General features: G+C 69.8%; 25 protein-coding genes. 11 read left to right on the top strand and 14 right to left on the bottom strand.

The features are described from left to right. Window positions 1–8: 8 nt before the first annotated feature. Together AC27L4_RS15660 and AC27L4_RS15655 are read right to left on the bottom strand one after the other, a co-directional pair. Window positions 9–731 carry a metallophosphoesterase gene (locus AC27L4_RS15660; RefSeq protein ID WP_487143159.1) on the bottom strand — a complete coding sequence of 241 codons (723 nt, stop codon included), beginning with the start codon at window positions 729–731 and terminating at the stop codon, window positions 9–11. A gap of 112 nt (window positions 732–843) precedes the next feature. Then, window positions 844–3,354 carry a GcvT family protein gene (locus AC27L4_RS15655; protein ID WP_487143158.1) on the bottom strand — a complete coding sequence of 837 codons (2,511 nt, stop codon included), beginning with the start codon at window positions 3,352–3,354 and terminating at the stop codon, window positions 844–846. Between the two features lie 195 nt (window positions 3,355–3,549). Here AC27L4_RS15655 and hemW point away from each other — a divergent pair, with 195 nt between their 5' ends. Together hemW and AC27L4_RS15645 are read left to right on the top strand one after the other, a co-directional pair. Beyond that, on the top strand, window positions 3,550–4,716 hold the full coding sequence (gene hemW / locus AC27L4_RS15650) for a radical SAM family heme chaperone HemW (protein WP_487143157.1): 1,167 nt from the start codon (window positions 3,550–3,552) through the stop codon (window positions 4,714–4,716). A 23-nt stretch (window positions 4,717–4,739) separates the two neighbouring features. Then, on the top strand, window positions 4,740–5,474 hold the full coding sequence (locus AC27L4_RS15645; protein ID WP_487143156.1) for a M15 family metallopeptidase: 735 nt from the start codon (window positions 4,740–4,742) through the stop codon (window positions 5,472–5,474). On the opposite strand, the gene AC27L4_RS15640 is transcribed toward AC27L4_RS15645, so the two are convergent. Beyond that, complete coding sequence (locus AC27L4_RS15640) at window positions 5,449–5,874, bottom strand: Lrp/AsnC family transcriptional regulator (protein ID WP_487143155.1); 426 nt, start codon at window positions 5,872–5,874, stop codon at window positions 5,449–5,451. The two genes, AC27L4_RS15645 and AC27L4_RS15640, sit on opposite strands and share 26 nt — an antisense overlap. Window positions 5,875–5,991: 117 nt before the next feature. Here AC27L4_RS15640 and AC27L4_RS15635 point away from each other — a divergent pair, with 117 nt between their 5' ends. Next, on the top strand, window positions 5,992–7,071 hold the full coding sequence (locus AC27L4_RS15635; RefSeq protein WP_487143154.1) for a saccharopine dehydrogenase family protein: 1,080 nt from the start codon (window positions 5,992–5,994) through the stop codon (window positions 7,069–7,071). A gap of 70 nt (window positions 7,072–7,141) precedes the next feature. Here the strand turns inward: AC27L4_RS15635 and AC27L4_RS15630 are convergent, their stop codons facing one another. The 6 genes from AC27L4_RS15630 to AC27L4_RS15605 form a co-directional block, all read right to left on the bottom strand. Beyond that, entirely contained in the window at window positions 7,142–7,843 is a 702-nt protein-coding gene (locus AC27L4_RS15630; protein ID WP_487143153.1) for a hypothetical protein, read from the bottom strand. Window positions 7,844–7,853: 10 nt separating this feature from the next. Continuing rightward, window positions 7,854–8,813: a bifunctional Delta(1)-pyrroline-2-carboxylate/Delta(1)-piperideine-2-carboxylate reductase gene (gene lhpI / locus AC27L4_RS15625; RefSeq protein WP_487143152.1), complete on the bottom strand. Its 960-nt coding sequence runs from the start codon at window positions 8,811–8,813 to the stop codon at window positions 7,854–7,856. Between the two features lie 164 nt (window positions 8,814–8,977). Beyond that, window positions 8,978–9,331, bottom strand: a complete 354-nt coding sequence (locus AC27L4_RS15620; RefSeq protein WP_487143151.1) for a lipopolysaccharide assembly protein LapA domain-containing protein — start codon at window positions 9,329–9,331, stop codon at window positions 8,978–8,980. A gap of 6 nt (window positions 9,332–9,337) precedes the next feature. Further along, complete coding sequence (locus AC27L4_RS15615) at window positions 9,338–9,646, bottom strand: integration host factor subunit beta (protein WP_487143150.1); 309 nt, start codon at window positions 9,644–9,646, stop codon at window positions 9,338–9,340. A 77-nt stretch (window positions 9,647–9,723) separates the two neighbouring features. Beyond that, window positions 9,724–10,689 carry a signal peptide peptidase SppA gene (gene sppA / locus AC27L4_RS15610; RefSeq protein ID WP_487143149.1) on the bottom strand — a complete coding sequence of 322 codons (966 nt, stop codon included), beginning with the start codon at window positions 10,687–10,689 and terminating at the stop codon, window positions 9,724–9,726. A gap of 285 nt (window positions 10,690–10,974) precedes the next feature. Next, window positions 10,975–11,778, bottom strand: coding sequence for a helix-turn-helix transcriptional regulator (locus tag AC27L4_RS15605; protein WP_487143148.1), 804 nt, complete (start codon window positions 11,776–11,778; stop codon window positions 10,975–10,977). A gap of 122 nt (window positions 11,779–11,900) precedes the next feature. Here AC27L4_RS15605 and AC27L4_RS15600 point away from each other — a divergent pair, with 122 nt between their 5' ends. Beyond that, a complete protein-coding gene (locus tag AC27L4_RS15600) occupies window positions 11,901–12,641 on the top strand; it encodes a class I SAM-dependent methyltransferase (protein WP_487143147.1) in 741 nt (246 codons plus the stop codon). Between the two features lie 130 nt (window positions 12,642–12,771). Here AC27L4_RS15600 and AC27L4_RS15595 read toward each other — a convergent pair whose 3' ends face one another. Next, window positions 12,772–13,401, bottom strand: coding sequence for a TetR/AcrR family transcriptional regulator (locus tag AC27L4_RS15595; RefSeq protein ID WP_487143146.1), 630 nt, complete (start codon window positions 13,399–13,401; stop codon window positions 12,772–12,774). A 348-nt stretch (window positions 13,402–13,749) separates the two neighbouring features. Continuing rightward, on the bottom strand, window positions 13,750–14,055 hold the full coding sequence (locus tag AC27L4_RS15590; RefSeq protein ID WP_487143145.1) for a putative quinol monooxygenase: 306 nt from the start codon (window positions 14,053–14,055) through the stop codon (window positions 13,750–13,752). A 33-nt stretch (window positions 14,056–14,088) separates the two neighbouring features. Here AC27L4_RS15590 and AC27L4_RS15585 point away from each other — a divergent pair, with 33 nt between their 5' ends. Further along, complete coding sequence (locus AC27L4_RS15585) at window positions 14,089–14,301, top strand: DUF1674 domain-containing protein (RefSeq protein WP_487143144.1); 213 nt, start codon at window positions 14,089–14,091, stop codon at window positions 14,299–14,301. A 9-nt stretch (window positions 14,302–14,310) separates the two neighbouring features. Here AC27L4_RS15585 and AC27L4_RS15580 read toward each other — a convergent pair whose 3' ends face one another. From AC27L4_RS15580 to AC27L4_RS15570, 3 genes are all read right to left on the bottom strand, one after another. Next, window positions 14,311–15,669 (bottom strand): NAD(P)/FAD-dependent oxidoreductase, encoded by a 1,359-nt coding sequence (locus AC27L4_RS15580; protein ID WP_487143143.1) that lies wholly within the window; start codon window positions 15,667–15,669, stop codon window positions 14,311–14,313. A gap of 1 nt (window position 15,670) precedes the next feature. Next, entirely contained in the window at window positions 15,671–16,234 is a 564-nt protein-coding gene (locus tag AC27L4_RS15575; protein ID WP_487143142.1) for a TetR/AcrR family transcriptional regulator, read from the bottom strand. Between the two features lie 295 nt (window positions 16,235–16,529). Beyond that, window positions 16,530–17,102: a hypothetical protein gene (locus AC27L4_RS15570; RefSeq protein WP_487143141.1), complete on the bottom strand. Its 573-nt coding sequence runs from the start codon at window positions 17,100–17,102 to the stop codon at window positions 16,530–16,532. 239 nt (window positions 17,103–17,341) lie between these two features. On the opposite strand from AC27L4_RS15570, the gene AC27L4_RS15565 reads away from it, so the two are divergent. The 6 genes from AC27L4_RS15565 (at window position 17,342) to gyrB (ending at window position 26,061) form a co-directional block, all read left to right on the top strand. Next, a complete protein-coding gene (locus tag AC27L4_RS15565) occupies window positions 17,342–19,900 on the top strand; it encodes a PAS domain-containing sensor histidine kinase (protein ID WP_487143140.1) in 2,559 nt (852 codons plus the stop codon). A gap of 115 nt (window positions 19,901–20,015) precedes the next feature. Continuing rightward, a complete protein-coding gene (gene tsaE, locus AC27L4_RS15560; protein ID WP_487143139.1) occupies window positions 20,016–21,563 on the top strand; it encodes a tRNA (adenosine(37)-N6)-threonylcarbamoyltransferase complex ATPase subunit type 1 TsaE in 1,548 nt (515 codons plus the stop codon). Continuing rightward, the gene (locus tag AC27L4_RS15555) at window positions 21,560–22,285 is read left to right on the top strand and encodes a nucleotidyltransferase family protein (protein WP_487143138.1); all 726 of its coding nucleotides are present in this window, start codon (window positions 21,560–21,562) and stop codon (window positions 22,283–22,285) included. The genes tsaE and AC27L4_RS15555 overlap by 4 nt, the downstream gene beginning before the upstream one ends. A gap of 164 nt (window positions 22,286–22,449) precedes the next feature. Then, window positions 22,450–22,614: a DUF1127 domain-containing protein gene (locus AC27L4_RS15550; protein WP_487143137.1), complete on the top strand. Its 165-nt coding sequence runs from the start codon at window positions 22,450–22,452 to the stop codon at window positions 22,612–22,614. Between the two features lie 118 nt (window positions 22,615–22,732). After that, window positions 22,733–23,347 carry a LysE family translocator gene (locus AC27L4_RS15545; protein WP_487143136.1) on the top strand — a complete coding sequence of 205 codons (615 nt, stop codon included), beginning with the start codon at window positions 22,733–22,735 and terminating at the stop codon, window positions 23,345–23,347. Between the two features lie 284 nt (window positions 23,348–23,631). Continuing rightward, the gene (gene gyrB, locus AC27L4_RS15540) at window positions 23,632–26,061 is read left to right on the top strand and encodes a DNA topoisomerase (ATP-hydrolyzing) subunit B (protein WP_487143135.1); all 2,430 of its coding nucleotides are present in this window, start codon (window positions 23,632–23,634) and stop codon (window positions 26,059–26,061) included. Window positions 26,062–26,064 lie beyond the last annotated feature (3 nt).

The raw sequence follows: 26,064 nt of genomic DNA, 5'->3' as shown, positions 1-26,064 counted from the left end.
GCCCGCTCCTACAGCAAGGTGACCCGGTCGTCCTCGAACAGGGCGGCGGTCAACCGTCCCGTGGCGTAGGCGCCGGTGTCGAGGTTGATACGGTTGCTCAGGAATTGCGGCTCGCGCACCGGCGTGTGGCCGTGCACGATCATCTTCTCGAAGCGATAGGCGGAATGGTGCAGCTCGTCGCGGATCCAGAGCAGGTCGTGCTCCTGTTGCGCGGCGAGGGGGATGCCCGGCCGCGCCCCGGCATGGGCGAAGAAATAGTCGCCGAAGCTGACGGAGAGCGGCAGGGAGCGGAAGAAGTCGCGATGGGCCGGCGGCAGGCACGCGCGGAAAGCCCGCTGCAGCGCCCCCGGTCCCAAACCGGAGCGGACGGGCACGCCATAGCTCTCCAGCGTCTCCAGCCCGCCCCAGTCCAGCCAGTGCCAGGTCTGCGGGCCGCCGGCCAGGAAATCGAGCAGCGCCTCCTCGTGGTTGCCCTTCAGCACCACGAGCTCGCAGCCGGCGACGCCGCGCAGCAGCCGGTCGACCACGCCGGCCGAATCCGGGCCGCGGTCGACCACATCCCCGAGGCTGACGACGACATGGCGGCGGTCCCGATGACGGGCCGCATGCTCCTCGGCCCGCCGCAGGATCGGCTCGAGCAGGGCGAGGTGGCCGTGCACGTCGCCGATGGCGACGACGCTGGTGCCGGGCGGCATGCGCGGCGGCTGCGGGAAGGGGACGATGTCGACCATGACGCTGCGACTCGGCGGGCTCTGCACCCGCCGGATCCCTTACCCCAGCGTTCCGGCGGGAGGAAGGCCGGAAGCGGATCCCGGAGCCTGCCCGGACCTTCGAGCCGTCCTCTCAGGCCCGCAGGCGCAGGTTCTCCGGATCGAACGGGCTCTCCTCAACGACCCGGGCGCGATGGGGCTTGCCCAGGATGGTGATGTCGAGTTCGGAGCCGATCTCGCCGAGGTCCGGACGCACCATGCCGAGCGCGATCGACTTGCCGAGGCGCCAGCCATAGGTGCCGTTGGTGCAGCGGCCGACCAGCCTGCCGTCCTTGAGGATCGGCTCGGAGCCGCGGGCGTCGACGTCGGTGACGCCGTCGACCTCCAGCGTGACGAAGCGGTTGGAGAAGCCCTTCTGCTGCCAGGCGACCAGGGCGTCGCGGCCGACGAACGCGCCCTTGTTGGGATGGACGAAGCGCTGCAGGCCGGATTCCAGCGGCGAATACTCGATCGAGAGCTCGCGCCCGACCAGCCGGTAGGACTTCTCCACCGACATGGACAGCATGGCGCGGATGCCGAAGGGCTTGATGCCGAACTCGGCGCCGGCCTCCATCAGGAGGTCGAAGATGGCGTTCTGCATCTCGATCTCGTGATGCAGCTCCCAGCCGAGCTCGCCGATGAAGTTGACGCGCAGCGCATGGGCGCGGGCATGGCCGACCGAGATCGGCTTGCCCGAGAGCCAGGGGAAGGCCTCGTTCGAGAGGTCGGTGTCGGTGAGCTTCTGCAACACGGCGCGCGACTGCGGGCCGGCGAGCACCAGCACGCCGTAGGCCTGCGTCACCGTCTTCATCCGCACCGAGCCGTCCGCCGGCAGCAGCTTTCTCAGGCAATCGTGATCATGGCGCTCCAGGGCGCCGGCCGAGACCAGGTAGAACACGCCCGGCGCGCTCTCGTACACCGTGAACTCGGCGCGCACGCCGCCGTTTCTCGTCAGCATGTGGCAGAGGGCGATGCGGCCCTGCTTCTTCGGGATCTTGTTGGCGAAGATCGATTCCAGCCAGTCGCGTGCGCCGGGGCCGGTGACGATGCACTTGGCGAAGGGCGACATGTCCTGCAGGCCGACCCCCTCGGTCACGCTCCTGATCTCGTTGCCGACATGCTCGAAATAGTTCGAGCGGCGGAACGACCAGACCTCCTTGACCCGGCCGTCGGCGTCGGGCCTGGGGTGGTTCTCGTTGGTGAGGACGTCCGGCTTGTCGATCGAGGCGACGTCGATGCCGTAGCCCGCCGGAGCGAACCAGTTCGGCCGCTCCCAGCCATAGACCGAGCCGAACACGGCGCCGAACGCCTTCATGCGGTCATAGCAGGGCGCCGTCTTCAGGGGGCGGGCGGCCGCGCGCTCCTCGTCGGGGTAGTGCGGGGTGAAGACATTGGCATAGGCCTCCTCATTCTTCGCCTTGAGGTAGCCGCGCGACGCGTAGGGGCCGAAACGGCGGGGGTCGACGCCGAGCATGTCGACGGTGGGCTCGCCGTCGACGATCCACTCGGCCAGCTGCCAGCCGGCGCCGCCGGCGGCGGTGACACCGAAGGAATGGCCCTCGTTCAGCCAGACGTTCGGCAGGTCCCAGGCCGGGCCGACGATCGGCGAGCCGTCGGGCGTGTAGGCGATGGCGCCGTTGTAGACCTTCTTGATGCCGACCTCGCCGAAGGCGGGAACGCGGGTCATCGCCGTCTCGATATGCGGGGCGAGACGATCGAGGTCTTCCTGGAACAGCTCGTACTCGGACTGGGCGTCGGGCCCGTCGACATAGCAGCAGGGCGCGCCGTGCTCGTAGGGGCCGAGGATGAAGCCGCCGTTCTCCTCGCGCATGTACCAGGAGGAATCGGCCTCGCGCAGCACGCCCATCTCCGGCAGGCCCTGCCTGTGGCGCTCCTGCACCGCCGGATGCGGCTCGGTGACGATGTACTGGTGCTCGACCGGGATGACCGGAATGTCGAGGCCGAGCATGGCGCCGGTCTGGCGGGCGAAATTGCCGGAGCAGGAGACGATGTGCTCGGCCGTGATGTTCCCCTTGTCGGTCTTCACCAGCCATTCGCCGGTGCGGGTGCGCTCGATGCCGAGCACGGTGGTGTAGCGGTTGATCTCGGCCCCGAGCGCGCGGGCGCCCTTCGCCAGGGCCTGGGTGAGGTCGGCGGGCTGGATATAGCCGTCGTCCGGGTGCTGGATGGCGCCGAGCAGGCCGCCGGTCTCGCACAGCGGCCAGATCGCCTTGACCTCGTCCGGGGTGAGGACGTTGACCTTGACGCCGAGCGTGTCGGCCACGCCCTTGTAGTACATGAACTCGTCCCAGCGGTCGCGGGTGCGGGCGAGGCGGATGTTCGACACCTGCTTGAAACCGACATGCTGGCCGGTCTCGGCCTCCAGGCGGCTGTAGAGGTCGACGGAATAGCGGTGCAGCTGGCCGACCGAATAGCTCATGTTGAACAGCGGCAGCAGCCCGGCCGCGTGCCAGGTCGAGCCGGAGGTCAGCTCCTTGCGCTCGATCAGGACGACGTCGCTCCACCCCTTCTTCGCCAGGTGGTAGAGCGTCGAAACGCCCACCACGCCGCCGCCGATCACCACCACGCGCGCCGTCGTCTTCATCGTTTCACCCGTTTTCCGATCGCGCCCGCACACTCGCTTATCGCGCCGCCCGACGATGTCGCGTATGGGCCGGGACATGATCCATATGCGACACCAGCAGGCGCCGCAGCGGCAAGGGCCTCCTCCCCAGGGAGTTTGCGCTCCGCCGCGGCTGACGATTGACTGCCGGGGCCGGGCCTGCCACTGACTCGGGGCATGTCCACATCCGACCCTCGCGCGGAGCCCGGCTTCGGCGTCTATGTGCATTGGCCCTTCTGCCTGGCCAAGTGTCCCTATTGCGACTTCAACAGCCACGTCCGCCACGGCGGGGTCGACGAGGCGCGCTTCGTCGCGGCCTACCGGCGCGAGATCGCCCACATGGCCGCGATCGCGCCGGGACGCACGGTGTCGTCGGTGTTCTTCGGCGGCGGCACGCCCTCGCTGATGGCGCCTTCGACGGTGGCGGCGGTGCTGGACGCGATCGGCGGCAGCTGGACGATCGCGCCGGATGCGGAAGTGACGCTGGAGGCCAACCCGACCAGCGTCGAGGCCGAGCGGTTCCGCGGCTACCGCGCCGCCGGCGTCAACCGCGTCTCGCTCGGCGTGCAGGCGATGAACGACACCGACCTCCGGAAGCTCGGGCGCATGCACAGCGTCGCCGAGGCGATGGCCGCGGTGGAGATCGCGGCGCGATCCTTCGAGCGCTTTTCCTTCGACCTGATCTATGCCCGGCCCGGCCAGACGCCGGCCGAGTGGAGCGCCGAGCTCGATGCCGCCATCGACCGGGCGGCCGAGCACCTGTCGCTCTACCAGCTCACCATCGAGCCGGACACGGTGTATGAGCGCCTGGTGGCGGCGGGCAAGCTGATCCCGATGCCGGAGGACGAGGCCCGCATCCTGTTCGACATCACCCGCGAGACCTGCGCGCGGCGCGGGATGCCGGCCTACGAGATCTCCAACCACGCCCGGCCGGGCGCCGAATCGCGCCACAACCTGGTCTACTGGCGCTATGGCGAATATGCCGGCGTCGGCCCGGGCGCGCATGGCCGCCTGATCGACACCGACGGCGTGCGCCAGGCGCTCTCCACCGAGCGCCAGCCGGAGATGTGGCTGACCGTGGTCGAGACCGACGGTCACGGCGTGGTCGAGCGCCAGGCGCTCAGCGACGAGGAGCAGGGCGACGAATACCTGCTGATGGGGCTGCGGCTGAACGAGGGCATCGATCTCGAGCGCTTCCGCGCCCTGCGTGGCCGGGCGATCGACGAGAGCCGCATCCGTTCGCTGGAAGCCGACGGGCTGGTCGAGCGCGTCGGCCCGCGGGTGCGGGTGACGCGCGAGGGCTTCCCGCTGCTCGACGCCGTCGTGGCCGACCTCGCCGCCTGACGGGCCCTTGCGGCGGAGGACCGATGCTGTCGCCGCTCGAACTGACCGGTCGGACCCGCAGCCACGTCGCGCAGTTCGAAGCGCCGCGCTTCGCCGCCATGCCGCGCGCGGGCGAGGCCTTCCTCGACATGAGCGCGGCGGCACGCCGGGACGGGCTCGAGATCGAGCCCGTCAGCGCCTTCCGGGATTTCGACACGCAGCTGCGGATCTGGAACGGCAAGTTCCGCGGCGAGCGGACGCTCTACGACGCCGCGGGCCGGCCGCGCGACCATGGCGCGCTCGCCGGCCGCGACCTCGTCTTCGCCATCCTGGAATGGTCAGCCCTGCCCGGCGCCAGCCGCCACCATTGGGGCACCGAGATCGACGTGATCGACCGGGCGGCGATGCCGCCCGGCTATCGCGTCCGTCTCCTGCCCGAGGAGACGGCGCCGGGCGGGCTGTTCCGGCCGCTGCACGCGTGGCTCGACGCCCATGCCGCCCGCTTCGGCTTCGTCCGCCCCTATGCAACGGAGCGCGGCGGCATGCATCCCGAGCCCTGGCATCTCAGCTTCGTCGAGGCGGCCGGGCCCTGTCTCGCCGCGCTGACGCCGGGCCTCGTCGCCGAGGCGCTGTCCGCGGCCGCAGACCTTGCCGGCCGCGACGTCGTGCTCGATCTCCTCGACGAGATCTTCGAGCGGCACGTCCGCAACGTCGACGAAGCGGCGGCCCTGCGCGGCAGGGCGCCACCCGTTCCTACCCCTTCTTCGTCGACAGGATGATCGACGACATCGTGCGCTCCACCCCCTCCATGGCGCCGACGCGGTCGATCAGCGTGTCGAGGGCGCCGATCGAAGGCGCCTCGATCACCACGATCATGTCGTAGCTGCCGCTGACCGAGTGCAGCGTGCGCACCTCCGGGATCTGCTCCAGCCGCCGCATCACCGCCGGGGCGAGCTTGGGCAGGGCGGTGACCAGGACATGCGCCATGACCCTGGCCTGCTCGGCCGCGTCCGACAGGCGCACCGTGTAGCCCAGGATGGTGCCGTTGCGCTCCAGGCGCTCCAGCCGGCTCTGCACCGTGGTGCGCGACAGGCCGAGGCGCCGCGCCAGCTCCGACAGGGAGAGACGGGCATTCTCGCGCAGCAGCGCGATCAGGGCACGGTCCGCATCCGTCGTCATTATGCCGATTCGTTTCGTCGATCTGTCGAATAGCCGCGTCATATCATCCGGATTGCCGGCTGCAAACCGGCGCGAATCGCGGGCATCCTGACGTCATCGCAGCGGGAGGGGTGCATCATGAAGCAGGTCGCCGTCGTCGGAGCCGGCAAGATCGGCAGCACCATCGCCGACATGCTCGTGGACAGCGGCGACTATCGCGTCGTGGTGTTCGACCGGGTGCCCGAACGGCTGGCGGAGCTGAGCCCGCGCGAGGGCGTGGAGGGCGTCGCGCTCGACATCGGCGCCCCGGGCGAGCTCGAAGGGGCGCTCTCGGGCATGTTCGCGGTGCTGAGCGCCGCGCCCTTCCATCTGACCAGCCATATCGCCGAGGCGGCGGTGGCGGCGGGCGTGCACTATCTCGACCTGACCGAGGACGTCGCCAGCACCCGCGGGGTCAAGGAGCTGGCACGGCGGGCCGAGACGGCGCTGATTCCGCAATGCGGCCTGGCGCCCGGCTTCATCACCATCATCGCCAACGACATGGCCAAGGGTTTCGACGAGCTGCACGATGTGCGCATGCGCGTCGGCGCCCTGCCGCAGTTCCCGTCCAACGCCCTCAACTACAACCTGACCTGGTCGACTGACGGGGTGATCAACGAGTATTGCGAGCCCTGCGAGGCGATCGTCAACGGCGTGCTGCGCGAGATGCCGCCACTGGAGGAGCGCGAGGAATTCTCCATCGACGGCATCCTCTACGAGGCCTTCAACACCTCCGGCGGCCTCGGCACCATGTGCGAGACGCTGCAGGGGCGGGTGCGAAACCTCAACTACCGCACCATCCGCTATCCCGGCCATGCCGCGATCATGAAGGTGCTGCTGCAGGATCTCCGCCTGGCGCAGCGGCGCGAGGTGCTCAAGGACATTCTGGAGAACGCCCTGCCCTCCACCGTGCAGGACGTGGTCATCGTCTTCGTCACCGTCACGGGCCTCAAGAAGGGACGGCTGGTGCAGGAGACCTATGCCAACAAGCTCTATGGCCGCGACGTCGGCGGCTCGTTCCACAGCGCCATTCAGGTGACCACCGCCGCGGGCATCACCGCCGTGCTCGACCTCCTGGCCACCGGCGCCCTGCCGACCCGCGGGCTGATCCGGCAGGAGGACATCACGCTCGAGGCCTTCCTCGCCAACCGCTTCGGCCGAGCCTACGCCATGGCGTGAGGCCACCTCGCGCCGCCGCGGCCCCTGAGAGGACACCGCGGTGACGCGGTGACGCTCATCGATCGAGGCCTCACTTCGGCGGCGCGGCGCAGCCCGCCGGCAGCGGCGGCGTGCCGAACCAGATCTCGAACGTGTTGGGCCGCGAATCGCGGGCGCCGCTCCACGAGGTCGACAGATCCTTGAGCGTCAGGGTCAGGCCGACGGACTTGAACAGGTCCGCCAGGGCCTCGGCGCGCTTGCGGTCGCCGATCTTGAAGAAGCGCAGCTCGTGCGATTCGCCCGACCATTTCACCGGCTGGATCGCCGGAATGGTGACGCCGGCCTTGTCGCCGTCCTTCATCTCGTCGAGCAGCAGGCCGATGCAGGGGCGCTGCGCGTCGGTGAGCGTGTGCACGAAGATGCGGCTCGGCAGGCGCGCCGTCGCCTCCTCATAGGCGGCGCTGACATCGCTGTTGACCTGGGAGGCCTTGCGCACCGCCGTCTCCAGGAGCGGCAGCAGGTCGCGGTCGGACGAGGTGTTGGCATAGTCGAGCTGGGCGGTGATGAACTCCACCGGCACCTTGTCGTTCTTGAGCAGGTACTCGAACATGGCGATGCCGTATTTGCGCTTTTCCGGCGTCTGGTCGGTGACCAGGTCGATCATGGTGCGCAGATCGGACAGGTTCTGCTGCCAGCGCGTGTAGTAGAAGCCGACGCCGGCCACGGTGAGCGGGATCAGCGCCGTCGAGATCAGTTGCGGCAGGACTTCGCGCCAGGGGCGGGGGAGGGACAAGACCAGGCTCTCAAAGGTTGTGCTCCGCCACGAGATGCCAGACGAGCATGGCGGCCGCCAGATCCTCCAGGGCCGCACCCACCGATTTGAACAGCGTGATCTCGTCCGGCGCCGTCCGCCCGGCATGGGCGCCGCGGGCGAGATCGGCCAGCGTCCCCCGCACATGGGAGGCGGCGATGGCGCCGGCCTGCACGGCCACGGCCACGTCGCCGCCCTCGGTCAGGGCCGCCTCGGTGTCGACGAACACGGCGGCGCGGCGCAATGCCTCATCGTCGGCCTCGCGCATCGACAGGTTGAAGGCGCCGACCAGGTCGAGATGGGTGCCGGGGCGCAGCCAGGCACCGCGGACCAGCGGGTCCTTCGTCAGCGTGGCGCAGGAGACGATGTCGGCCTCGCCGACCGCCGCTTCGAGATCGCGCTCGAAGCGGATGTCGAAGCCTTCCGCCGCCAGGGCGCGGACCACGGCCTCGCCCCGCTCGGGCCGATGGTTCCACAGCGTCACCTTGCGGATCGGCCGCTGGCTGGCATGGGCGCGCACCAGGAAGGGCGCCAGCGCGCCGGCGCCGACCACCGTGAGGCGCGTGGCGTCGGGCCGCGCGAGATAGGAGGCCGCCAGGGCCGAGGCGGCGGCGGTGCGCCAATGGGTGAGGCGGGTGCCGTCGAGCGTGGCGAGCGGCGCGCCGGTCTCGCCCGACATCAGGAGATAGACGCCGAGCACCGAAGGCAGGCCCCTGGCGCCGTTGGTCGGGAAGATGTTGACGAACTTGGCGCCGAGAAAGGCGCCCTGTCCCGGGGCGCCGCCGGTCCAGGCCGGCATCAGCAGCATGGTGGCGTGGTCGGCGCCAGCCCCGATCTCGTGATGATGGCGGACCGGCGTGACGACGCCGCCGGCGAAGGCGCGGCGCAACGCGTCGACCATCGCCGGAAAGGTCAGCCGCTGGTCGATGTCGTCGGCGGAGATGAAGCGCATGTCGCCCCCTGTCGGAAGGCCGGCAGGCGCACGCCTCCGGCTAGAGCAACGCGTTTTGGCGGAAACGCGCTTTGCTCCAACTCCTTGTTTCGACCCGTCCTTCCGACTTGACGCGATTCCGTCAAATCGCAAAACGCTTTTGGGAAGAACCGGCGGATCGGCCGTCAGAACGGCACGGGCGCCGGCAGGCCGCCGCGCTGCTGCTTCTGGTCGACGCCGCTCATCCGGTCGCGCAGGCGGTCGGCCTCGCTGCGGTGGCGCTCGGCTTCGACGCGGGCGACGCGCGCGGCCCGGCGGTGCCGGCCCTGCTTGAGCCAGGCCGCGGCCCCGCCGACGACGACGCCGACCATCAGCACCGCGAACATCACCAGGAACAGCGGCGCCTGGAAGGACAGCGCCGGGGCCGCGGGATTGAACGGGTCGAGCGACAGCGTGACCATCTGGCGATTCGCCACCGCGAACAGCAGCACGAGGATCGCGACGGGCAGGAAGACGAGGTAGAGGGCGATGCGCTTCATGCGGTCCTATCCCTTCTTCGGCTCGGCGGCGTCGGCCGGGCGGTTGAGGCGCACGCGCATGTCCTTGCCGGTCTTGAAGAAGGGGACGACCTTCTCATCGACCTTGACATGAGCGCCGGTGCGCGGGTTGCGCCCGACACGCGCCGGCCGTTCCTTCACCGAGAAGGCACCGAACCCGCGCAGCTCCACCCGATCGCCACGGCTCATGGCGCCGGAGATCTCGTCCAGGATGGCGTTGACGATATTCTCGACGTCACGCTGGTAGAGATGCGGATTGGTCTCCGCGATCTTCAGGACGAGTTCGGACTTGATCATCGCTGTACCCCTCGGAATGCGCTCAATCCTACGGCTCGAGACCTTTGCCTCAGATCCTCTAGGTGCTTGAGAAATCGCTACTTTTGCGCGCGAGGTTGCCAAACCGAAACGAGTCCGTCAAGCGCGCCCGGCTCCGTCGGGGAGCCGGCCCTGAGCACCGTCCCGACCAGCGGCACGCCCGCCTTGTCGGCCAGATCCGCCAGGGCCTCGGCGAAGAAGAAGCTGCGCGATTCGCTCGGCTTCTCCCAGTCCTGCACCGGCAACCCCTTGGCCACCCCCCTGCTCTGCTCCAGCCAGGCAATGGCGGTGCTCTCATCGCCGATGGCATCGATCAGCTTCAGGTCGAGCGCCTGCTGGCCGGTGAAGATACGGCCGTCCGAGACCACGCCGAGATCCTTGTCGCCATAGCCGCGGCGCTCCTTCACCAGCCCCTTGAACCAGCCATAGGTGTCGTTCACCACGGAGGCGAGCGCGGCCGCGGCCTCGGGACTGGTGGGCTCGAAGCCGTTGGGCGCCGCCTTGAGGGGCGAGGACTTCACCTCCTCCACCTTGACGCCGATCGTGTCGAGCAGCCTGGAGACGTTGGGATACTGCACCAGCACGCCGATCGAGCCGACCAGGGCGGTGCGGCGCGCCACCAGGCGGTCGGTGCCGATCGCGGCCATGTAGGCGGCGGAGGCGCCGAGGCCTTCGATCACCGCCACGGTCGGCTTCTTGCCCGAAAGCTTGCGCAGGCCGTCATAGAGCGCCTCGCCGCCGGTGGTGGCGCCGCCGGGGGAGTTGATCTGCACGATGACGCCCTTGGCGTTCGATGCGGCGATCGCGTCGAACAGCTTGAGGTTGGCGGTCTGGTCGCCGATGAAGCCGGCGATCTTGATACGCGCGATGTGGTCAGCCCGCCGGTTGAGCAGGTCACTGCCGCCGCTGGCCGCCAGGATGGCGGCGAGCGCGGCGGCGGCGGCGACGAAGGCCAGGACCCGCCACACCGACAGCTTCCGCCGCAGCCGGCGGCGGTCGACGAGAAGATCGGTCTCCAGCGACATGGTCGCGAACCTCGCGGGTGGTTTCAGGCGGCGGACCCTAAGCAGCTTCCCGTCACTTTCGCCACGATTGATTTTGCATTTTCGATGCAAAATCAATGCTGCGCATGTGAGCGGGCCCGCCAGACCCTGCTTAGCCGCGCGCGGACCGAGCGGCAAGGGCGCCGCCCGGCAAGAAGCCGGCGTGCCTTGAGCGTTTCGCGATTTGACGGAATCGCGTCAAGTCGCAAAGACGTGTCGAAACGAGGAGTTGGAGCAAAGCGCGTTTCCTCCGAAACGCGCTTTGCCCTAGGCGTCCGGCGTCAGGATGACCAGCTTCAGGTCGGTCCGGCCGGCCGGGTTGAGCGTGATCTGGCGAAAGCGCAGCGGCCCGTCCCGGGGATGCAGGAAGGCGCGCGCGCCGCCTTCGCGGCCGACCACCGTGTGCGCGTCCCAGGCCTTGGCGAAGAGCTCGCTGCCGCGGCCGAGATCGGCGACCAGGCGCTGCATCTCCGGCTCGTCCATATGGCGGATATAGTCCGCCCGGAACTCGGCCAGCACCCGCCGGGCCCGGGTCTCCCAATCCTGGATCAGGGTGCGGGCCGCGACGCTGAGGAAAATGAAACGCAGCAGGTTGCGGTCCGGCGGTTCGGCGTCGAGCCAGCCGGCGAACAGGTGCTCGGCCGCGGCGTTCCAGCCCTCGGCATTCCACAGATGGTCGAGCACATAGGCGGGGCAGGCGATCTGCGGCAGGGTTGCGAGCAGGGCCGGCGGCGCATTCGGCGCCCGCCCTTCGGCCGCCTTGGGATCGCGCTTGCCGGCGAGATCGAAGACATAGGCCCGCTCGGCCGGCGTGAGGCGCAGCACCGCCGCGAGCCGCCCCAGCGCATGGGACGAGAGGGAGATGTCGCGCCCCTGCTCCAGCCAGGTGTACCAGGTGGTGCTGAGGCCGCAGAGCTGGGCCACCTCCTCGCGGCGCAGCCCGGGGGTGCGCCGGCGCGGACCGCCGTCGAAACCGAGCATCGCCGGTGTCAGCCGGGCGCGCTGGGCCCGCAGGAACTCGCCGAGTTCCAGTCGCCGCGCCTGGTCCGTGTCCACCGCCTCCGTCTTCATGGCGCAAAACATACCAGTATAAAATTGGAACTGGTACCGGTGTCCGACAGTCCCTAGCCTTGCCGTATCGATCTTGCGGGGAAGGACGGACCATGACGGCGGGGCGAGGGCACGAAACCTTGGTGACGGATCAGTTCGGTCCGCGGGCGGCCGCCTATGTCGGCAGCCCCGTCCATGCGCAGGGCGCGGATCTCGACCTGATCGCGGCGGTGGCGCGCGACAGCCGGGCTCGGACCGTGCTGGATCTGGGCTGCGGCGGCGGACATGTCAGCTTCGCCGTGGCGCCGCACGCAGGCTCGGTGACCGCCTACGACCTGTCGGACGCCATGCTGGCGGCTGTGGCGGCCGAAGCGGAGCGGCGCGGCTTTGCCAACGTCACCGTGCGCAAGGGTTCGGCCGAGAAGCTGCCCTTCGCCGACGGCAGCTTCGACATGGTCGCGAGCCGCTACAGCACCCATCATTGGGGCGATCCCGCCGCCGGCATCCGCGAGGCCCGGCGCGTGGCCGCGCCCGGCGCCCGGGCGGTGTTCGCCGACGTGGTGGCGCCGGAGAATCCGCTGTTCGACACGTTCCTGCAGACGGTCGAGCTGCTGCGCGACCCCTCGCACGTGCGCAACCATTCCGTCGCCGCCTGGCGGGGCATGGTCGAGGCGGCGGGTTTTTCCGTCGATTCGGTGGTGCCGGCCCGCCTCAGGCTCGACTTCGCCGCGTGGATCGCCCGGATCGACGCACCCGACCTGCATGCCCGGGCGATCCGCTCGCTGCAGGCTGAGATGTCCGAGCCGGTGCAGCGTCATTTCGCGATCGAGGCGGACGGCACCTTCACCATCGACACGATGACGCTGGTCGCGACAGCGGCGTGACGCCGCCTTCCCGGCCGGGGGATCGGGCAGGCTGGCGCCTCTTTATCGGGACGCTCGACGACCCGGACATCGCGCCGCCGGGACGGCGCATTCGGACACGCAGCGGCATCCGCTGGTTCGTCGCCGACGACTACCTGGAGACGGTCGAGTCCTGAAGGGCCGGCCGGGCCTCCAGCCCCTTCATCAGCATTGCGACCACGGCCCGCGCCAGGGCCTCCCGGTCCGCCTCGCTCTCGCCCGGGCGCGGCCTGTACCACATCGACACGCCGTTCAGCCCGCCGAGCAGCGTCTTGGCCGCCAGGGAGACATTGGCCTCGGCAATCTCGCCATCGGCGATGCCCTGCTCGATGACGCGACGAAAGATCATCTCGTACTCGTCGCGCAGCGCGATCAACTCGCGCAGGGCGATGCGCTGCTGCGGCTTGAGTGCCATGCTCAGGCGCATCTCGATGCCCTGCTGCGCCACATGGTGATAGCCGAGCGCCCGCATCAGCAGCGTGACGTGGGCGATCGACATGTTGGCGAGGCGTTCGACGCTCCGGCTGCCGTCATCGAGAAACGGTTGCACATTGCTCAGCGTGTTGTGCAGCGCGCGGCGATAGACGGCGAAGAAGATGTCGACCTTGGAACGAAAGGAATAGTAGATCAGGCCCTTGGTGGCACCGAGACGATCGGCGATGTCGTCGATCTTGGTGGCCTCGAAGCCCCGTTCCATGAAGCAATCGGCAGCAGCGTCGAGGATGTAGAGAGTTTTATCCATCTCTGCATCAGGCTGGTTCGTCCCTTTGCGCATTCTGGATCGTCTTTCGGACCGGCGAAGGTTTAGCGTTACAAACTCTTTCGGGCCAATCTCGACCGCCCGGCCCAACGCTAAAGCGTCTTGCGATTTGACGGAATCGCGTCAAGTCGGAAGGACGCGTCGAAACAAGGAGTTGGAGCAAAGCGCGTTTCCACCAAAACGCGCTTTGCTCTAGGCTGGGCCGACCGGCTTCGAGTGTGCCTCCCTCGTCGTCGTCCGTAAGATCTTAGTGAAACGCGGCGGCGAGCGCCAGAGCGGTCATGGCCGCAGCGCTCGCCGCAACCGCCCCGGCGCCGGGCGGCGGCGATGTCAGAGCACCTCGGCCAGGATCAGCCGCTGCGAGGCGACCAGCGCCTTCACCGCCGCGCCGACCGAAGGCATGCGCGGATTGGCTTCGTGCGCCGCGACGGCGGCCGCGTCGGCATAGAGCTCGTTGACCAGGACGCGCCCCGGGATCGGGTTGCCCGAACGCTCCACCCCGCGGATGACCTCGAAGCGCAGGCAGCCCGGCTCCTCGGCCAGGGTGGCGCGGGCATGCTCGCCGATCACCTCGAGAAAGGCCTCTTCCCGGCCGGGCAGGGTTTCGAATTCGACGATGATCGCCATCTGAGGCATAAGGCCGTCTCCTGATTGGGTCCGAGGTGCCACATGCCCGACGAAACCGCGCATCGCAACCCGCCGAACGCCGCCCCGGGCAAGACCCTCGCGCCAGCGGCCCGGCGCGCCCTCGAGGAAGCTGCCGCCCGCCGGGCCACCGCGGCCGACGCGCCGCCGCCGGCCCGCGAACTCAACGGCCGCGAGGGGCCGGAGCCGGTGCGCTACGGCGACTGGGAGATCAAGGGCCTCGCCTCCGACTTCTGACCGGCGGCCTCAGCCGGAGAACCGGTCCTTCAGCCATTCGCGGATGCCATAGCCCATATAGACCGCCCCCAGGACCTGGCGCCGCAGGCCGGGAACGGGAAAGCGCGGCGGCAGCTCGGCCAGCGGCGCCGGCACGTCGACGGCACCGGAATTCGAGGCGCCGATGGCACGGGCGATGTAGCGGCCGGCGAGCGGGGCCGCCAGCACGCCGGAGCCGTGATAGCCGAAGCCGTAATAGACGGACGGGTCGTCCGGCACCCGGCCGACCGAGGGCGCCAGCTTCATCGACAGGCAGACCAGACCGCGCCAGAAATAATCGGTCTGGATGCCCTTCCACGGCGGGAACAGCTCGCCGATGCGCCGTTCCATCCAGGCGCGCATCGCCGCCGCGGCCGCCGGCGTGCCGGAGGCATCGCCCCGGGCGCCGAACAGGAAGCGCCGGTCCGGCAGGAGACGGTAGTAGAACAGCAGCTTGCGCGTGTTGGAGACCGGCGTCTCCGTCACGTAGGGCACGGCCTTCAGCTCCGCCTCGGCCAGGGGGCGGGTGACGACGATGTTGGAAAGGGCGGGCCAGGCGCGGGCGTCCATGGCGCGATGCAGACCGTCCGGCATCCAGCCATTGGCGGCGACGACGACGCGGCGAGCCGTCACCGTGCCGCCCGGCGTCACCAGGCGATGGGCCGCGCCGTCGCGCTCCCAGCGCTCGACCGGCGACTCGGCGAAAAGCCTGGCGCCGCGCCGCTCAGCCGCCTCGGCAAAGCCGATGGCATAGGCCAGCGGATGCAGCCCGCCGCCGCCCTCGACGTGGAAGCCGCCGAACTGCTCGGTGCCGCCGTGACCGATCTCGGTGAACGCCTCGCGCGAATAGATCTGCGTGCGGATGCCGACGCGGGCGTAGGCTTCGGCGTCCTCGGCGAAGCCGCGCGCCGTGCGCGGATGGTGGGCGGCGTCGAGCGTGCCGTCGCCCTGAAAGCGGATGTCGAAGCCCTCTTCCCGGGCGAGTGCCTGGGGAAAATCCGCGGCCTCGCGCAAGTCGCGGAAGAAACGCCGCGTCTCGTCCAGCCCATAGCGCCCGATCAGGTCGCCGATGCCCATCTTGGTCGGCGGATAGGTGACGAAGCCGCCATTGCGGCTGGAAGCGCCCCAGGCGATCGGGCCGGCTTCCAGGACCACGGCGTCGATGCCGTGGTCGCGGGCGAGGTGATAGGCGGCCGACAGGCCGGTATAGCCGCCGCCGATGATGGCGACGTCGCAGGCGGTGTCGGCCGAAAGCCTGGGAAAATGCCGACGCTCGACACTCGCCTCCCAATAGGAAGGCTGCAGCCTGCCGGCGTCGTAGAGCGATCGGTCGAAGACGGGCGTGAACACCCTAGTCCGCCTTGCCGGTGCCGATGCCCTGGAGCACGGTGTCGAGCACCTTGTCCATGAAAGCCGCGTCGGGCGCATCGGCCCGCATGGCGAAACGGTGGAAGATCGGCGAGAAGACCATGTCGACCACCAGGTCGGGGTCGACGTCGGCACGGATCTGCTTCTTGCGGATGGCGGCGACGACCAGGCCGCGCGCCACCTCGCAGCGTCGCCGCATCACCACCTCGTCGACGCGCCGGCGGAACTCCGGATCGAGCTGGGCTTCGGCGATCAGAGCGCGGTAGGCGCCCTGCAAGCCGCGGCTCGGCAGGAGCGCCACGATCTGATGCAGGTAGCGGCGCAGGTCGTCGATCGCGTCGCTGCTCAGCATGAGCGGCGAGAAGGTCTCGCTCGAACGGGCGAGATAGGCGTCGAGGATCAGATCGGCCTTGCTGTCGTACCAGCGATAGATGGTCTGCTTGCCGACCCCGGCTAACGCCGCGATGCGTTCCACCGCGATGTCACGGTAGGGCACGGTTTCCAGAAGATCGGCGGCAGCCGCGAGAATGGCCTTGTGCGTTTCCATGCAACGGGGCCGCCCGACGGGCCTCGTTGCTTGTGCCGCGACTGCCATGACGCTCTCCTCAACACCGGAATACCGCACTGCGATGGTGGGATTTTTCCACTGATAAGACAAGGAAAATGACTATCACGGACTTGTGGCCAATTCACGCTCCGCCGCCTTTCGGGCGACGGCGGCGAGGCTTGCGGGAGGGTGCCGTGCCCCGGCCCGACCTGATCGACGCCGGTTCCGGGAATCGGCAGGACCGACCCTGAAGCGGGGGCGGAACAACCGCCGCGCGACACCTCCGAGCGGCCGCTCAGCCGTCGGCGCCGGGAGCCCGCGCCTGCTGCGCCACGCGGTCGGGCGCCCGGCCGACGGCGTCGGCCTTGCGCACCGCGCGGTTGTCGGATGTCTGGCAGTCCAGCGTGTCCGCGACCGGGCCTGTCGGGACGGTCGGCGCGAAGTCGATGGAGGCGACCACGTCGCCCTGCTCGTCCTGTCCGACAGGGGTGCCGGCGACCGAGAAGAACTTCACCTCGCCCGGCGCCAGGCGCTCGAGCGGGAAGGAGCCGAGCGGCTTCCCGTTGCGGCTGACGGTGAGGGCGACGCGGCCGGGTGCGGCGAAGAAAGCACGGTTGCCGACATTCTGCACCACCACGAAGATCGCCAGCGCCGGACCGTCGGCCGTGGTCACCCGGCGAATGTTCATGCCGTTGACCGCAGGCGCCGGGCAGTTGGGAAAGTCGGCCAGTCCGGTCGGCAGCACGGGCACCCGCGGCAACGTCCGCGCCTTCGGCACCGCAGGCGCGGACGCGGCGTTCGGCAGGGTGGAGCCGAGGGACGCCAGCAGGGCCACGGCGGCAAGGATCGCGGGAATGAACGGGCGCATCGGCATGTCTCCCGCCGGCGCGGATTAACCGCTTGGTAACCATCGCCGACGAGACAATGTAGCGCCGCGCCGCCCGCGCCCGTGTGCCGCCCAGCACATGGGACGCAGCGGCGCGGACCGATGTTTCCCCGAGGGAGGACTTTCGGCCGGAGTCGCGGGGAGAGTACAGTGCGATGATTCGGGGCTCGCGAGAGGCTGAAGGCGGAGTTGGTCCGCCGCGGTGCCCCAAGAAGGGATCGATGATGCCGGGACGCTGGGGGTTCCGTCGCTGGCCATGCGCAGGTGCCGGCCGCCGTGCGCGGCGGCAGCTCGGGCGCATCCGGCGGTGGGCTCGCGCGAACCGGATCGCCGCGCTGCTCCTGGCCGCATCCGCCGGGGCGTCCCCCGCCGTCGCGGCCGAAGCCGCCGGGCAGGACACGACGCTGCACCGGATGATCTCCGCCTTCGTCGCCTTCAAGCACCAGGATCTGTTCGGTCTCGCCTTCTTCATCGGCCTGATGGTGTTCACCATCACCGTCGCCATCCTGCATATCCGCGCGCGCACCGCCTGGGGCAAAGCGGACGACAAGCGGCGGGCCGAGCTCGAAGCCCTCGGGGGACGCCTGGACCGGGCCGAGGCGCTGCTCCAGTCCGAGCCCCAGGTCATCGCGGTCTGGACCGGCGCCGCCGAAGCCCCGACCATCACCGGCGGCCTGCCCGGCATCGACATTCCCGCCCGGCCCGGCCCCTTCTCGGCCGCGGGCTGGTTCGGTCCGGACGACGGCCGCGCCCTGGAGCAGAACGTCGAGGCCTTGCGTACGCGCGGCGAGACCTTCCGGCAGGTGGCGCGGGCCCGGACCGGCGCCTTCATCGAGGCCGAGGGCCGCGCCATCGGCGGGCGGGCGGTGCTGCGCCTGCGCGACGTGACCGGCGACCGGCTGGAGCTGGCCCGCCTGGCCGAAACCCACCGGCGGACGGTGGAGGAGGCCGGCGTGATGCGCGCCCTGGTCGACGACGCGCCGCTGCCGCTGTGGCTGCGCGACCAGCATGGCCGGCTGAGCTGGGTCAACAAGGCCTATGCCCGGGCGGTCGACGCGGCGGACGAGGCCGAGGCGCTGGCGCGCGAGGTGGAACTGCTCGACCGGCCGGCGCGGGAGGATGCGCAGCGCAGCCGCAACGCCGGCAAGCCCTATCTCAAGCGCGTCCCGGCGGTGGTCGGCGGCGCCCGCCGCATCCTCGACGTCATCGACGTCCCCTCCCCGCGCGGCTCGGCCGGGCTGGCGATCGACGTCTCCGAGCTGGAGGAGGTGCGCGCCCGCCTGGAGCGGCAGATGCAGGCCTATGCCGGCACCTTCGACCAGATCGCCACGGCGGTGGCGATCTTCGACGCCGACCGGCGGCTGACCTTCTACAACACCGCCTATCGCAGTCTCTGGCAGCTCGACGCCGCCTATCTCGACGAGAAGCCGCGCGACGGCGAGATCCTGGACCGGCTGCGTGCCCATCACCGGCTGGAGGAGCATGCCGACTTCCGCACCTGGAAAACCAAGCTGCACGAAGCCTACCGGTCGCTCGAACCGGTCTCGCATCTGTGGCACCTGCCCGGCAGCAAGACCCTGCGCGTCGTCACCACGCCCAACCCGGCCGGCGGGGTGATCTACCTGTTCGAGGACGTGACCGAGCGCTACGACCTGGAGGCGCGGGTCAACGCCATGGCGCGGGTGCAGGGCGAGACGCTCGACAATCTGAAGGAGGGCGTGGCCGCCTTCGGCTCCGACGGCCGGCTGCGCCTGTCCAACCCGGCCTTCGCCGCGATGTGGAAGCTCTCGCCGCAGGACCTGGGCGAGCGGCCGCATATCGACGCCGTCGCCGCCAGCTGCGCGCCCCTGTTCGACGATGCCGAGATCTGGAGCGCGCTCAAGGCCGCCGTCACCAGCTTCGGCGACCGCAACCCGCGGAGCCACCGCATGGCGCGGGTCGACGGCAGCGTCATCGACGTCGTCACCGCGCCGCTGCCCGACGGCGGCACGCTGCTGACCTTCACCAATGTCACCGACACGGTGAACTTCGAGACCGCCCTGGTCGACAAGAACGAGGCGCTGGTCGAGGCCTCCCGCCTCAAGAACGCCTTCGTCCACCACGTCTCCTACGAGCTGCGCTCGCCGCTGACCAACATCATCGGCTTCGTGCAGCTCCTGGCCGACGGCGCGGCCGGCCCACTCAGCGACAAGCAGCGCCAATATGCCGGCTACATCATGACCTCGTCGGATTCGCTGCTGGCGATCATCAACAACATCCTCGACCTCGCCACCATCGACGCCGGCGCCATGACGCTGGAGGTCGGCGAGATCGACATCCGCACCACCATGCAGGCCGCCGCCGAGGCGGTGCAGCCGCGCCTGACCGAGACGGGCGTGACGCTGACCATGGCGGCGGCGGGCTCGATCGGCGCGTTCGAGGCGGACGGCAAGCGCGTGCGCCAGGTCCTGTTCAACCTCCTGTCCAACGCCATCGGCTTCTCCGACCGCGGCGGCACGGTGTCGCTGACCGCCGAGCGGCGTGCCGACGCGGTGGTGTTCCGGGTCGAGGACCGCGGCCGCGGCATCCCGCAGAAGGTGATCGACCGCGTTTTCGACCGCTTCGAATCCTATGCCGGCGGCACCGACCACCGCGGCGTCGGCCTCGGCCTGTCGATCGTGCGCTCCTTCGTCGAACTGCATCACGGCACGGTGGAGCTGACCTCGAGGGAGGGGCATGGCACCATCGTCACCTGCAGCTTTCCCGACGTGACGGCGATCCGCCGCGCCGCGGCCGAATGACCCGGCCCAACCACACGAGCCTCGCCATGACTGGTTCCATCCCCCCGTCGACGCCGCTTCAGGCCCCCGCGGACCGCTGCCCGGTTCCGACCCGCCGGCCCCGGCTCGGCCTCCGATGCGCCCGACCGCGATGACGGCGCCGCTGACCACCTGGACGCTCGACCTGCCGACCGAAACCGACACGGTCGGCTTGGCGCGCGACATCGCCGCCGCGGTCAAGGCCGGCGACCTGGTGACGCTGTCGGGCGACCTCGGCGCGGGCAAGACCGCCTTCGCACGCGCCCTGATCCGCGAGCTGGCCGCAGACCCGGCTCTGGAGGTGCCGAGCCCGACCTTCACGCTGATGCAGGTCTACGACACGCCGGCCTTCCCGATCGTCCATGCCGACCTCTACCGCATCGCCGGCCCCGACGACCTGGCCGAGCTCGGCTGGGACGAGGCGGCCGAGGGCGCGCTGGTGCTGGTGGAATGGCCGGACCGCGTCGGCGACGCCCTGCCGGCCGACCGCCTCGACATCGCCCTCACCGTCGCCCCCGGCGGGGCCGCTCGGCACGCGGTGGTCACCGCCCATGGCGCCCTCGCCCGGACACTCGCCCGGGTGGCCGCCGTCGGCGCCTTCCTGCGCGAGACCGGCTGGCAGGCGGCGCAGCGCGCCCATGTCCAGGGCGATGCCTCGACCCGCAGCTATGAGCGGCTGACGCGCGGCGAGGAGACCGCCATCCTGATGAACGCGCCGGCGCGCACCGACACCGCGCCCGTGCGCTATGGCCGGCCCTACAGCGCCATCGCCCACATCTCGCAGGACGTGAAGCCCTTCCTCGCCATGGCGCGAGGCCTGGCGGACCGCGGCTTCTCGACCCCGGAGATCCTGGCCGAGAACCTCGAGACCGGGCTGGTGCTCCTGGAGGATTTCGGCACCGAGGGCGTGGTCGATGCCGACGGCCCGATGCCCGAGCGCTACGGCGTCACCATCGATCTGCTGGCGACGCTGCACGGCCTCCCGCTGCCCGACACCCTGCCGGTGGCGCCGGGCATCACCCACGAGATCCCGCCCTTCGACCTCGGCGCGCTGGAGATCGAAGCCGAGCTGATGCTCGAATGGTACCTGCCGCTGCTCGGCGCGCGCCAGCTCTCCCAGCGCGACCGCGACAGCTTCACCGGGCTGTGGCGGGCGCTGTTCGCGCCGATCCTGCAGGGGCCGAAGACCTGGCTCTTGCGCGACGTCCACTCGCCCAACCTGCTCTGGCTGCCCGGGCGCAAGGGCATCGAGCGCATCGGGCTCCTGGATTTCCAGGACGCGATGATCGGCTCGCCGGCCTACGACGTGGCGGCGCTGTGCCTGGATGCCCGCGTCACCGTGCCGGAGGAGCTGGAGCTGCAGCTCGTCACCCGCTACGTCCGCGCGCGCCTCAAGGCCGACCCCGCCTTCGACGCGGCGGCCTTCGCGCGCGACTACGCCATCATGGGCGCACAGCGCACCACCAAGATCCTCGGCATCTTCGCCCGCCTCGACAAGCGCGACGGCAAGCCGGGCTATCTCAAGCACATCCCGCGGGTGCGCACCTATCTGGACCGGACGCTGGCCCATCCGGCCCTGGCTGAGCTCAGGGCCTGGTACGAGGCCTTCGTGTTCTCGGCCGAAGCCGGGACCGGGCAACCATGACCGGGCGCCCCTTCGACCATGCCATGCTGCTGGCGGCCGGGCTCGGCAAGCGCATGCGCCCGCTCACCGATGTCAGGCCGAAGCCGCTGGTCGAGGTGGCCGGCCGCACCCTGCTCGACCATGTGCTCGACCGGCTGGAAGCGGCGGGCGTCGGCACGGTGGTGGTCAACGTGCACTATCTCGCCGACCAGATGGAGCAGCACCTGGCGCGGCGGACCTCGCCGCGCCTCCTGATTTCGGACGAGCGCGACGTCCTGCTCGACTCCGGCGGCGGGGTGAGGAAGGCCCTGCCGCTGCTGGGCGACAGGCCCTTCGTCGTCTGCAACTCCGACAGCTTCTGGATCGAGGGTCCGACCTCGAACATCCGGCGGCTCGTCGCCGCATGGGATCCGGCCGCGATGGACGTCCTGATGCTGGTCGCGGCCACGGCCACCAGCGTCGGCTTCGACGGCGCCGGCGACTATTTCCTCGACACGGCCGGGCGGCTGACGCGGCGGCGCGAGCGGGCGGTGGCGCCCTTCGCCTATGCCGGCGTGCTCCTGATCAAGCCGGAGCTGTTCACGGGCATGCCCGAGATCTTCTCGCTCAACCGGCTGTTCGACGCGGCCGAAGCCAAGGGACGGCTGTTCGGCCGCCGGCTCGACGGCGTCTGGCTGCATGTCGGCACGCCGGCCGCCATCGGCGAGGCCGAGGCCAGGATCGCCCACTCGACCACCGCCTGAGCCGGACAGGCGCGCCGGCACGCAATGGTTGACGGATCCTTCATCGGACCCTGCGAAAGTCATGGCACCGCTGCATGGCAGCCCGTGCAATTTCACACAGCTGTCGCGCTCGCAAACGATTAGCACGGTGCCCACATGACGAATCTCTCGTAGGACGTACTTCCATGCTGATCGCAGCTTCCATCTCCGCCCTGGTGACCCGGGTGAAGGCCTATCTGGCCTATCGCCGGACGCACCGGGAGCTCACGCGCCTTGACGACCGTGCGCTTACCGATCTCGGCATCCACGCCGGCGCCATCGGCAATCTGTTTCGCAACGACATGCGCTGAGGCGCCGTCCGGCGCCGGTCCCGGACCGGCCCGCGACAAGACCCTCCGCATCCCGGCGGCGCCGTGACCGTCGCCGCCGGGATGTGCTAGAAGAGCGCTCCCGCCCCGGAGCGCCGCCATGCCCGACATCACCGCCATCCTGGTCTTCGCCGGCGCCCTGTTCGTCGCGGCGGCTTCCCCCGGGCCGGGCATCGCCGCAATCGTCGCCCGCGTGCTCGGGCGCGGCACCGATGGCGCCATCGCCTTCACCGCCGGCGTCGCCCTCGGCGACGTGGTGTGGCTGACCTTCGCGGTGGCCGGCCTGGCGATGCTGGCCCAGACCTTCCAGGCGGTGTTTCTCGTCGTCAAATATGCCGGCGCCGCCTACCTGCTCTATCTCGCCTGGAAATTGTGGACCGCTCCCACGCTGGCCCACGACATCGTCGCGGCCGCGCGCGAGAATCCGGCCAGGCTGTTTCTGGGCGGGCTGGCCGTGACCATGGGCAATCCCAAGGTGATGGTGTTCTACCTGGCGCTGCTGCCCAATCTCCTCGATCTCAACACGATCGGCGCCATCGGCTATGCCGAGCTCGTCGGCGTCGTGCTGGCCGTGCTGGCCGTGGTGTTCTCCAGCTACATCCTGCTCGCGGCCCGGGCCCGGCGCATGTTCACCTCCACCCGCGCCATGCGGGCGATCAACCGCGCCACCGGCACGGTGATGGCCGGCGCCGCCGTCGCGATCGCGACGCGCTGAGGGGCGCCCCGATCCGAGCGGCGGCGGAGAACGCCGACCGCAGATGGAGGCCGATGCCTTCCACGCGATCGACTTCACGCCTGCCGCCCGCCCGCCGTGCAATCGACCGAATGGCTGGCCCGGCCTTTGATCCGCGCCCGTCGCGCCATCGCGCGACGGCCTGTCTGAAAAAGCCCGTAATCGATTGAAAATAAAAGCAAAACGAGGGCCGATTTCACATGAAATCGGGGGCGGGAACGCTTATATTGAGGGTCGAATCATCAACGAGAGTCGAGCGACCGCGCATGGCCGAAGCCGCACGTTCCGAAGAATCCGAAAACACCTATGGCGCGGACAGCATCAAGGTCCTCAAGGGCCTGGATGCCGTGCGCAAGCGCCCGGGCATGTATATCGGCGACACGGATGACGGCTCCGGCCTGCACCACATGGTCTACGAGGTCGTCGACAACGCCATCGACGAGGCGCTGGCCGGCCACGCCACGCTGGTCACGGTCACGCTCAATCCCGACGGCTCCTGCACCGTCACCGACAATGGCCGCGGCATCCCCACCGACATCCATCCGGACGAAGGCGTGTCGGCAGCCGAAGTGATCATGACGCAGCTGCATGCCGGGGGCAAGTTCGACCAGAACTCCTACAAGGTCTCGGGCGGCCTGCACGGCGTCGGCGTGTCGGTGGTCAACGCGCTGTCCTCCAAGCTGACCCTGCGCGTCTGGCGCGGCGGCCACGAGCACGCGATGAGCTTCACCCACGGCGACGCCGATGCGCCGCTCGCCGTGGTCGGGCCGGCCGGCGACATGCGCGGCACCGAGGTCACCTTCCTGCCCTCGCCCGCCACCTTCACCAAGGTCGACTTCGACTATGCCACGCTGGAGCATCGCCTGCGCGAGCTCGCCTTCCTCAATTCCGGCGTACGCATCGTCCTGACCGATCGCCGCCATGGCGGCGAGAAGAGCGAGGAAATGATGTACGAGGGCGGCCTGGAAGCCTTCGTGCGCTATCTCGACCGCTCCAAGACGGCGCAGATGCCCGCGCCGATCTACATGCGGACCGAGCGCGACGGCATCACGGTCGAGGCCTCGCTGTGGTGGAACGACAGCTACCACGAGACGGTGCTGTGCTTCACCAACAACATCCCGCAGCGCGACGGCGGCACCCATCTGGCCGGGCTGCGGGCCGCGCTCACCCGCCAGGTGACGGGCTATGCCACCGGCTCCGGCATCTCCAAGAAGGAGAAGGTCGACATTACCGGCGACGACTGCCGCGAGGGCCTGACCTGCGTGCTGTCGGTCAAGGTGCCCGATCCGAAATTCTCCTCGCAGACCAAGGACAAGCTGGTCTCCTCCGAGGTGCGCCCCGTGGTCGAGGGGGCCCTCAACGAAGCGCTCGGCATCTGGTTCGAGGAGCATCCGGCCGAGGCCAAGGCCATCGTCGGCAAGGTGGCGGAAGCCGCCGCCGCGCGCGAGGCCGCCCGCAAGGCGCGCGAGCTCACCCGGCGCAAAGGCGTGCTCGACGTGGCCTCACTGCCGGGCAAGCTGGCCGACTGCCAGGAGAAGGACCCGGCCAAGTCGGAGCTGTTCATCGTCGAGGGCGACTCGGCCGGCGGCTCGGCCAAGCAGGGGCGCGCGCGCGAATACCAGGCCGTGCTGCCGCTGCGCGGCAAGATCCTGAACGTGGAGCGGGCCCGCTTCGACAAGATGCTGTCGTCCGAGCAGGTCGGCACGCTGATCACGGCGCTCGGCACCGGCATCGGCTCGGAGGAGTTCAATCCCGACAAGCTGCGCTACCACAAGATCATCATCATGACCGACGCGGACGTGGACGGCAGCCACATCCGCACCCTGCTGCTGACCTTCTTCTTCCGCCAGATGAAGGAGATCATCGACCGGGGCCACGTCTACATCGCCCAGCCGCCGCTCTACAAGGTGACGCGCGGCAAGTCCGAGCAGTACCTCAAGGACGAGCGGGCGCTCGAGGACTATCTGATCGACACCGGCGTCGAGGGCGCGACCCTCAGGCTCGGCAGCGGCGAGGTGCGGGCCGGGCAGGATTTGCGGGTCATCCTGGAGGAGGCCCGCAACGTGCGCACCATCCTGGCGGCGCTGCACACGCGCTACGATCGCGGCGTGGTCGAGCAGGCGGCGATCGCCGGCGCCCTCAACATCGGCGTGGTCGCGGACCACGCGCAGGCCGAGGCCGCCGCGGCCGAGGTGGCACGGCGCCTGGATGCGATCTCCGAGGAGTTCGAGCGCGGCTGGGTCGGCATCGTCGACCGCGGCGGCTACGTCTTCGAGCGCACGGTGCGCGGCGTCAAGGAAAGCCACGCCATCGACGCCCAGCTGCTCGCCACCGCCGACGCCCGCAAGCTCGACGAGCGGGCGGCGGGCCTGCGCGAGATCTACGGCGAGCCGGCCATGCTGACCCGGCGCGGCGAGGAGACGGCCGTGCACGGCCCCTCCGCCCTCTCCGACGCGATCGCCACCGTCGCCCGCAAGGGTATCTCGCTGCAGCGCTACAAGGGCCTGGGCGAGATGAACCCGGATCAGCTGTGGGAGACCACCCTCGACCGCAATGTCCGCTCGCTGCTCAAGGTGCAGGTGAAGGAGATCGTCGAGGCCGAGGACATCTTCACCAAGCTGATGGGCGACATCGTCGAGCCGCGCCGCGAGTTCATCCAGGACAACGCCCTCAGCGTGGCGAACCTCGACGTCTGAGGC

It is taken from the genome of Labrys sp. Lb11 (assembly GCF_057554225.1).
The sequence above is the reverse complement of the archived record's forward strand: the minus strand, read 5'-3'. Positions and strand labels throughout refer to the sequence as shown.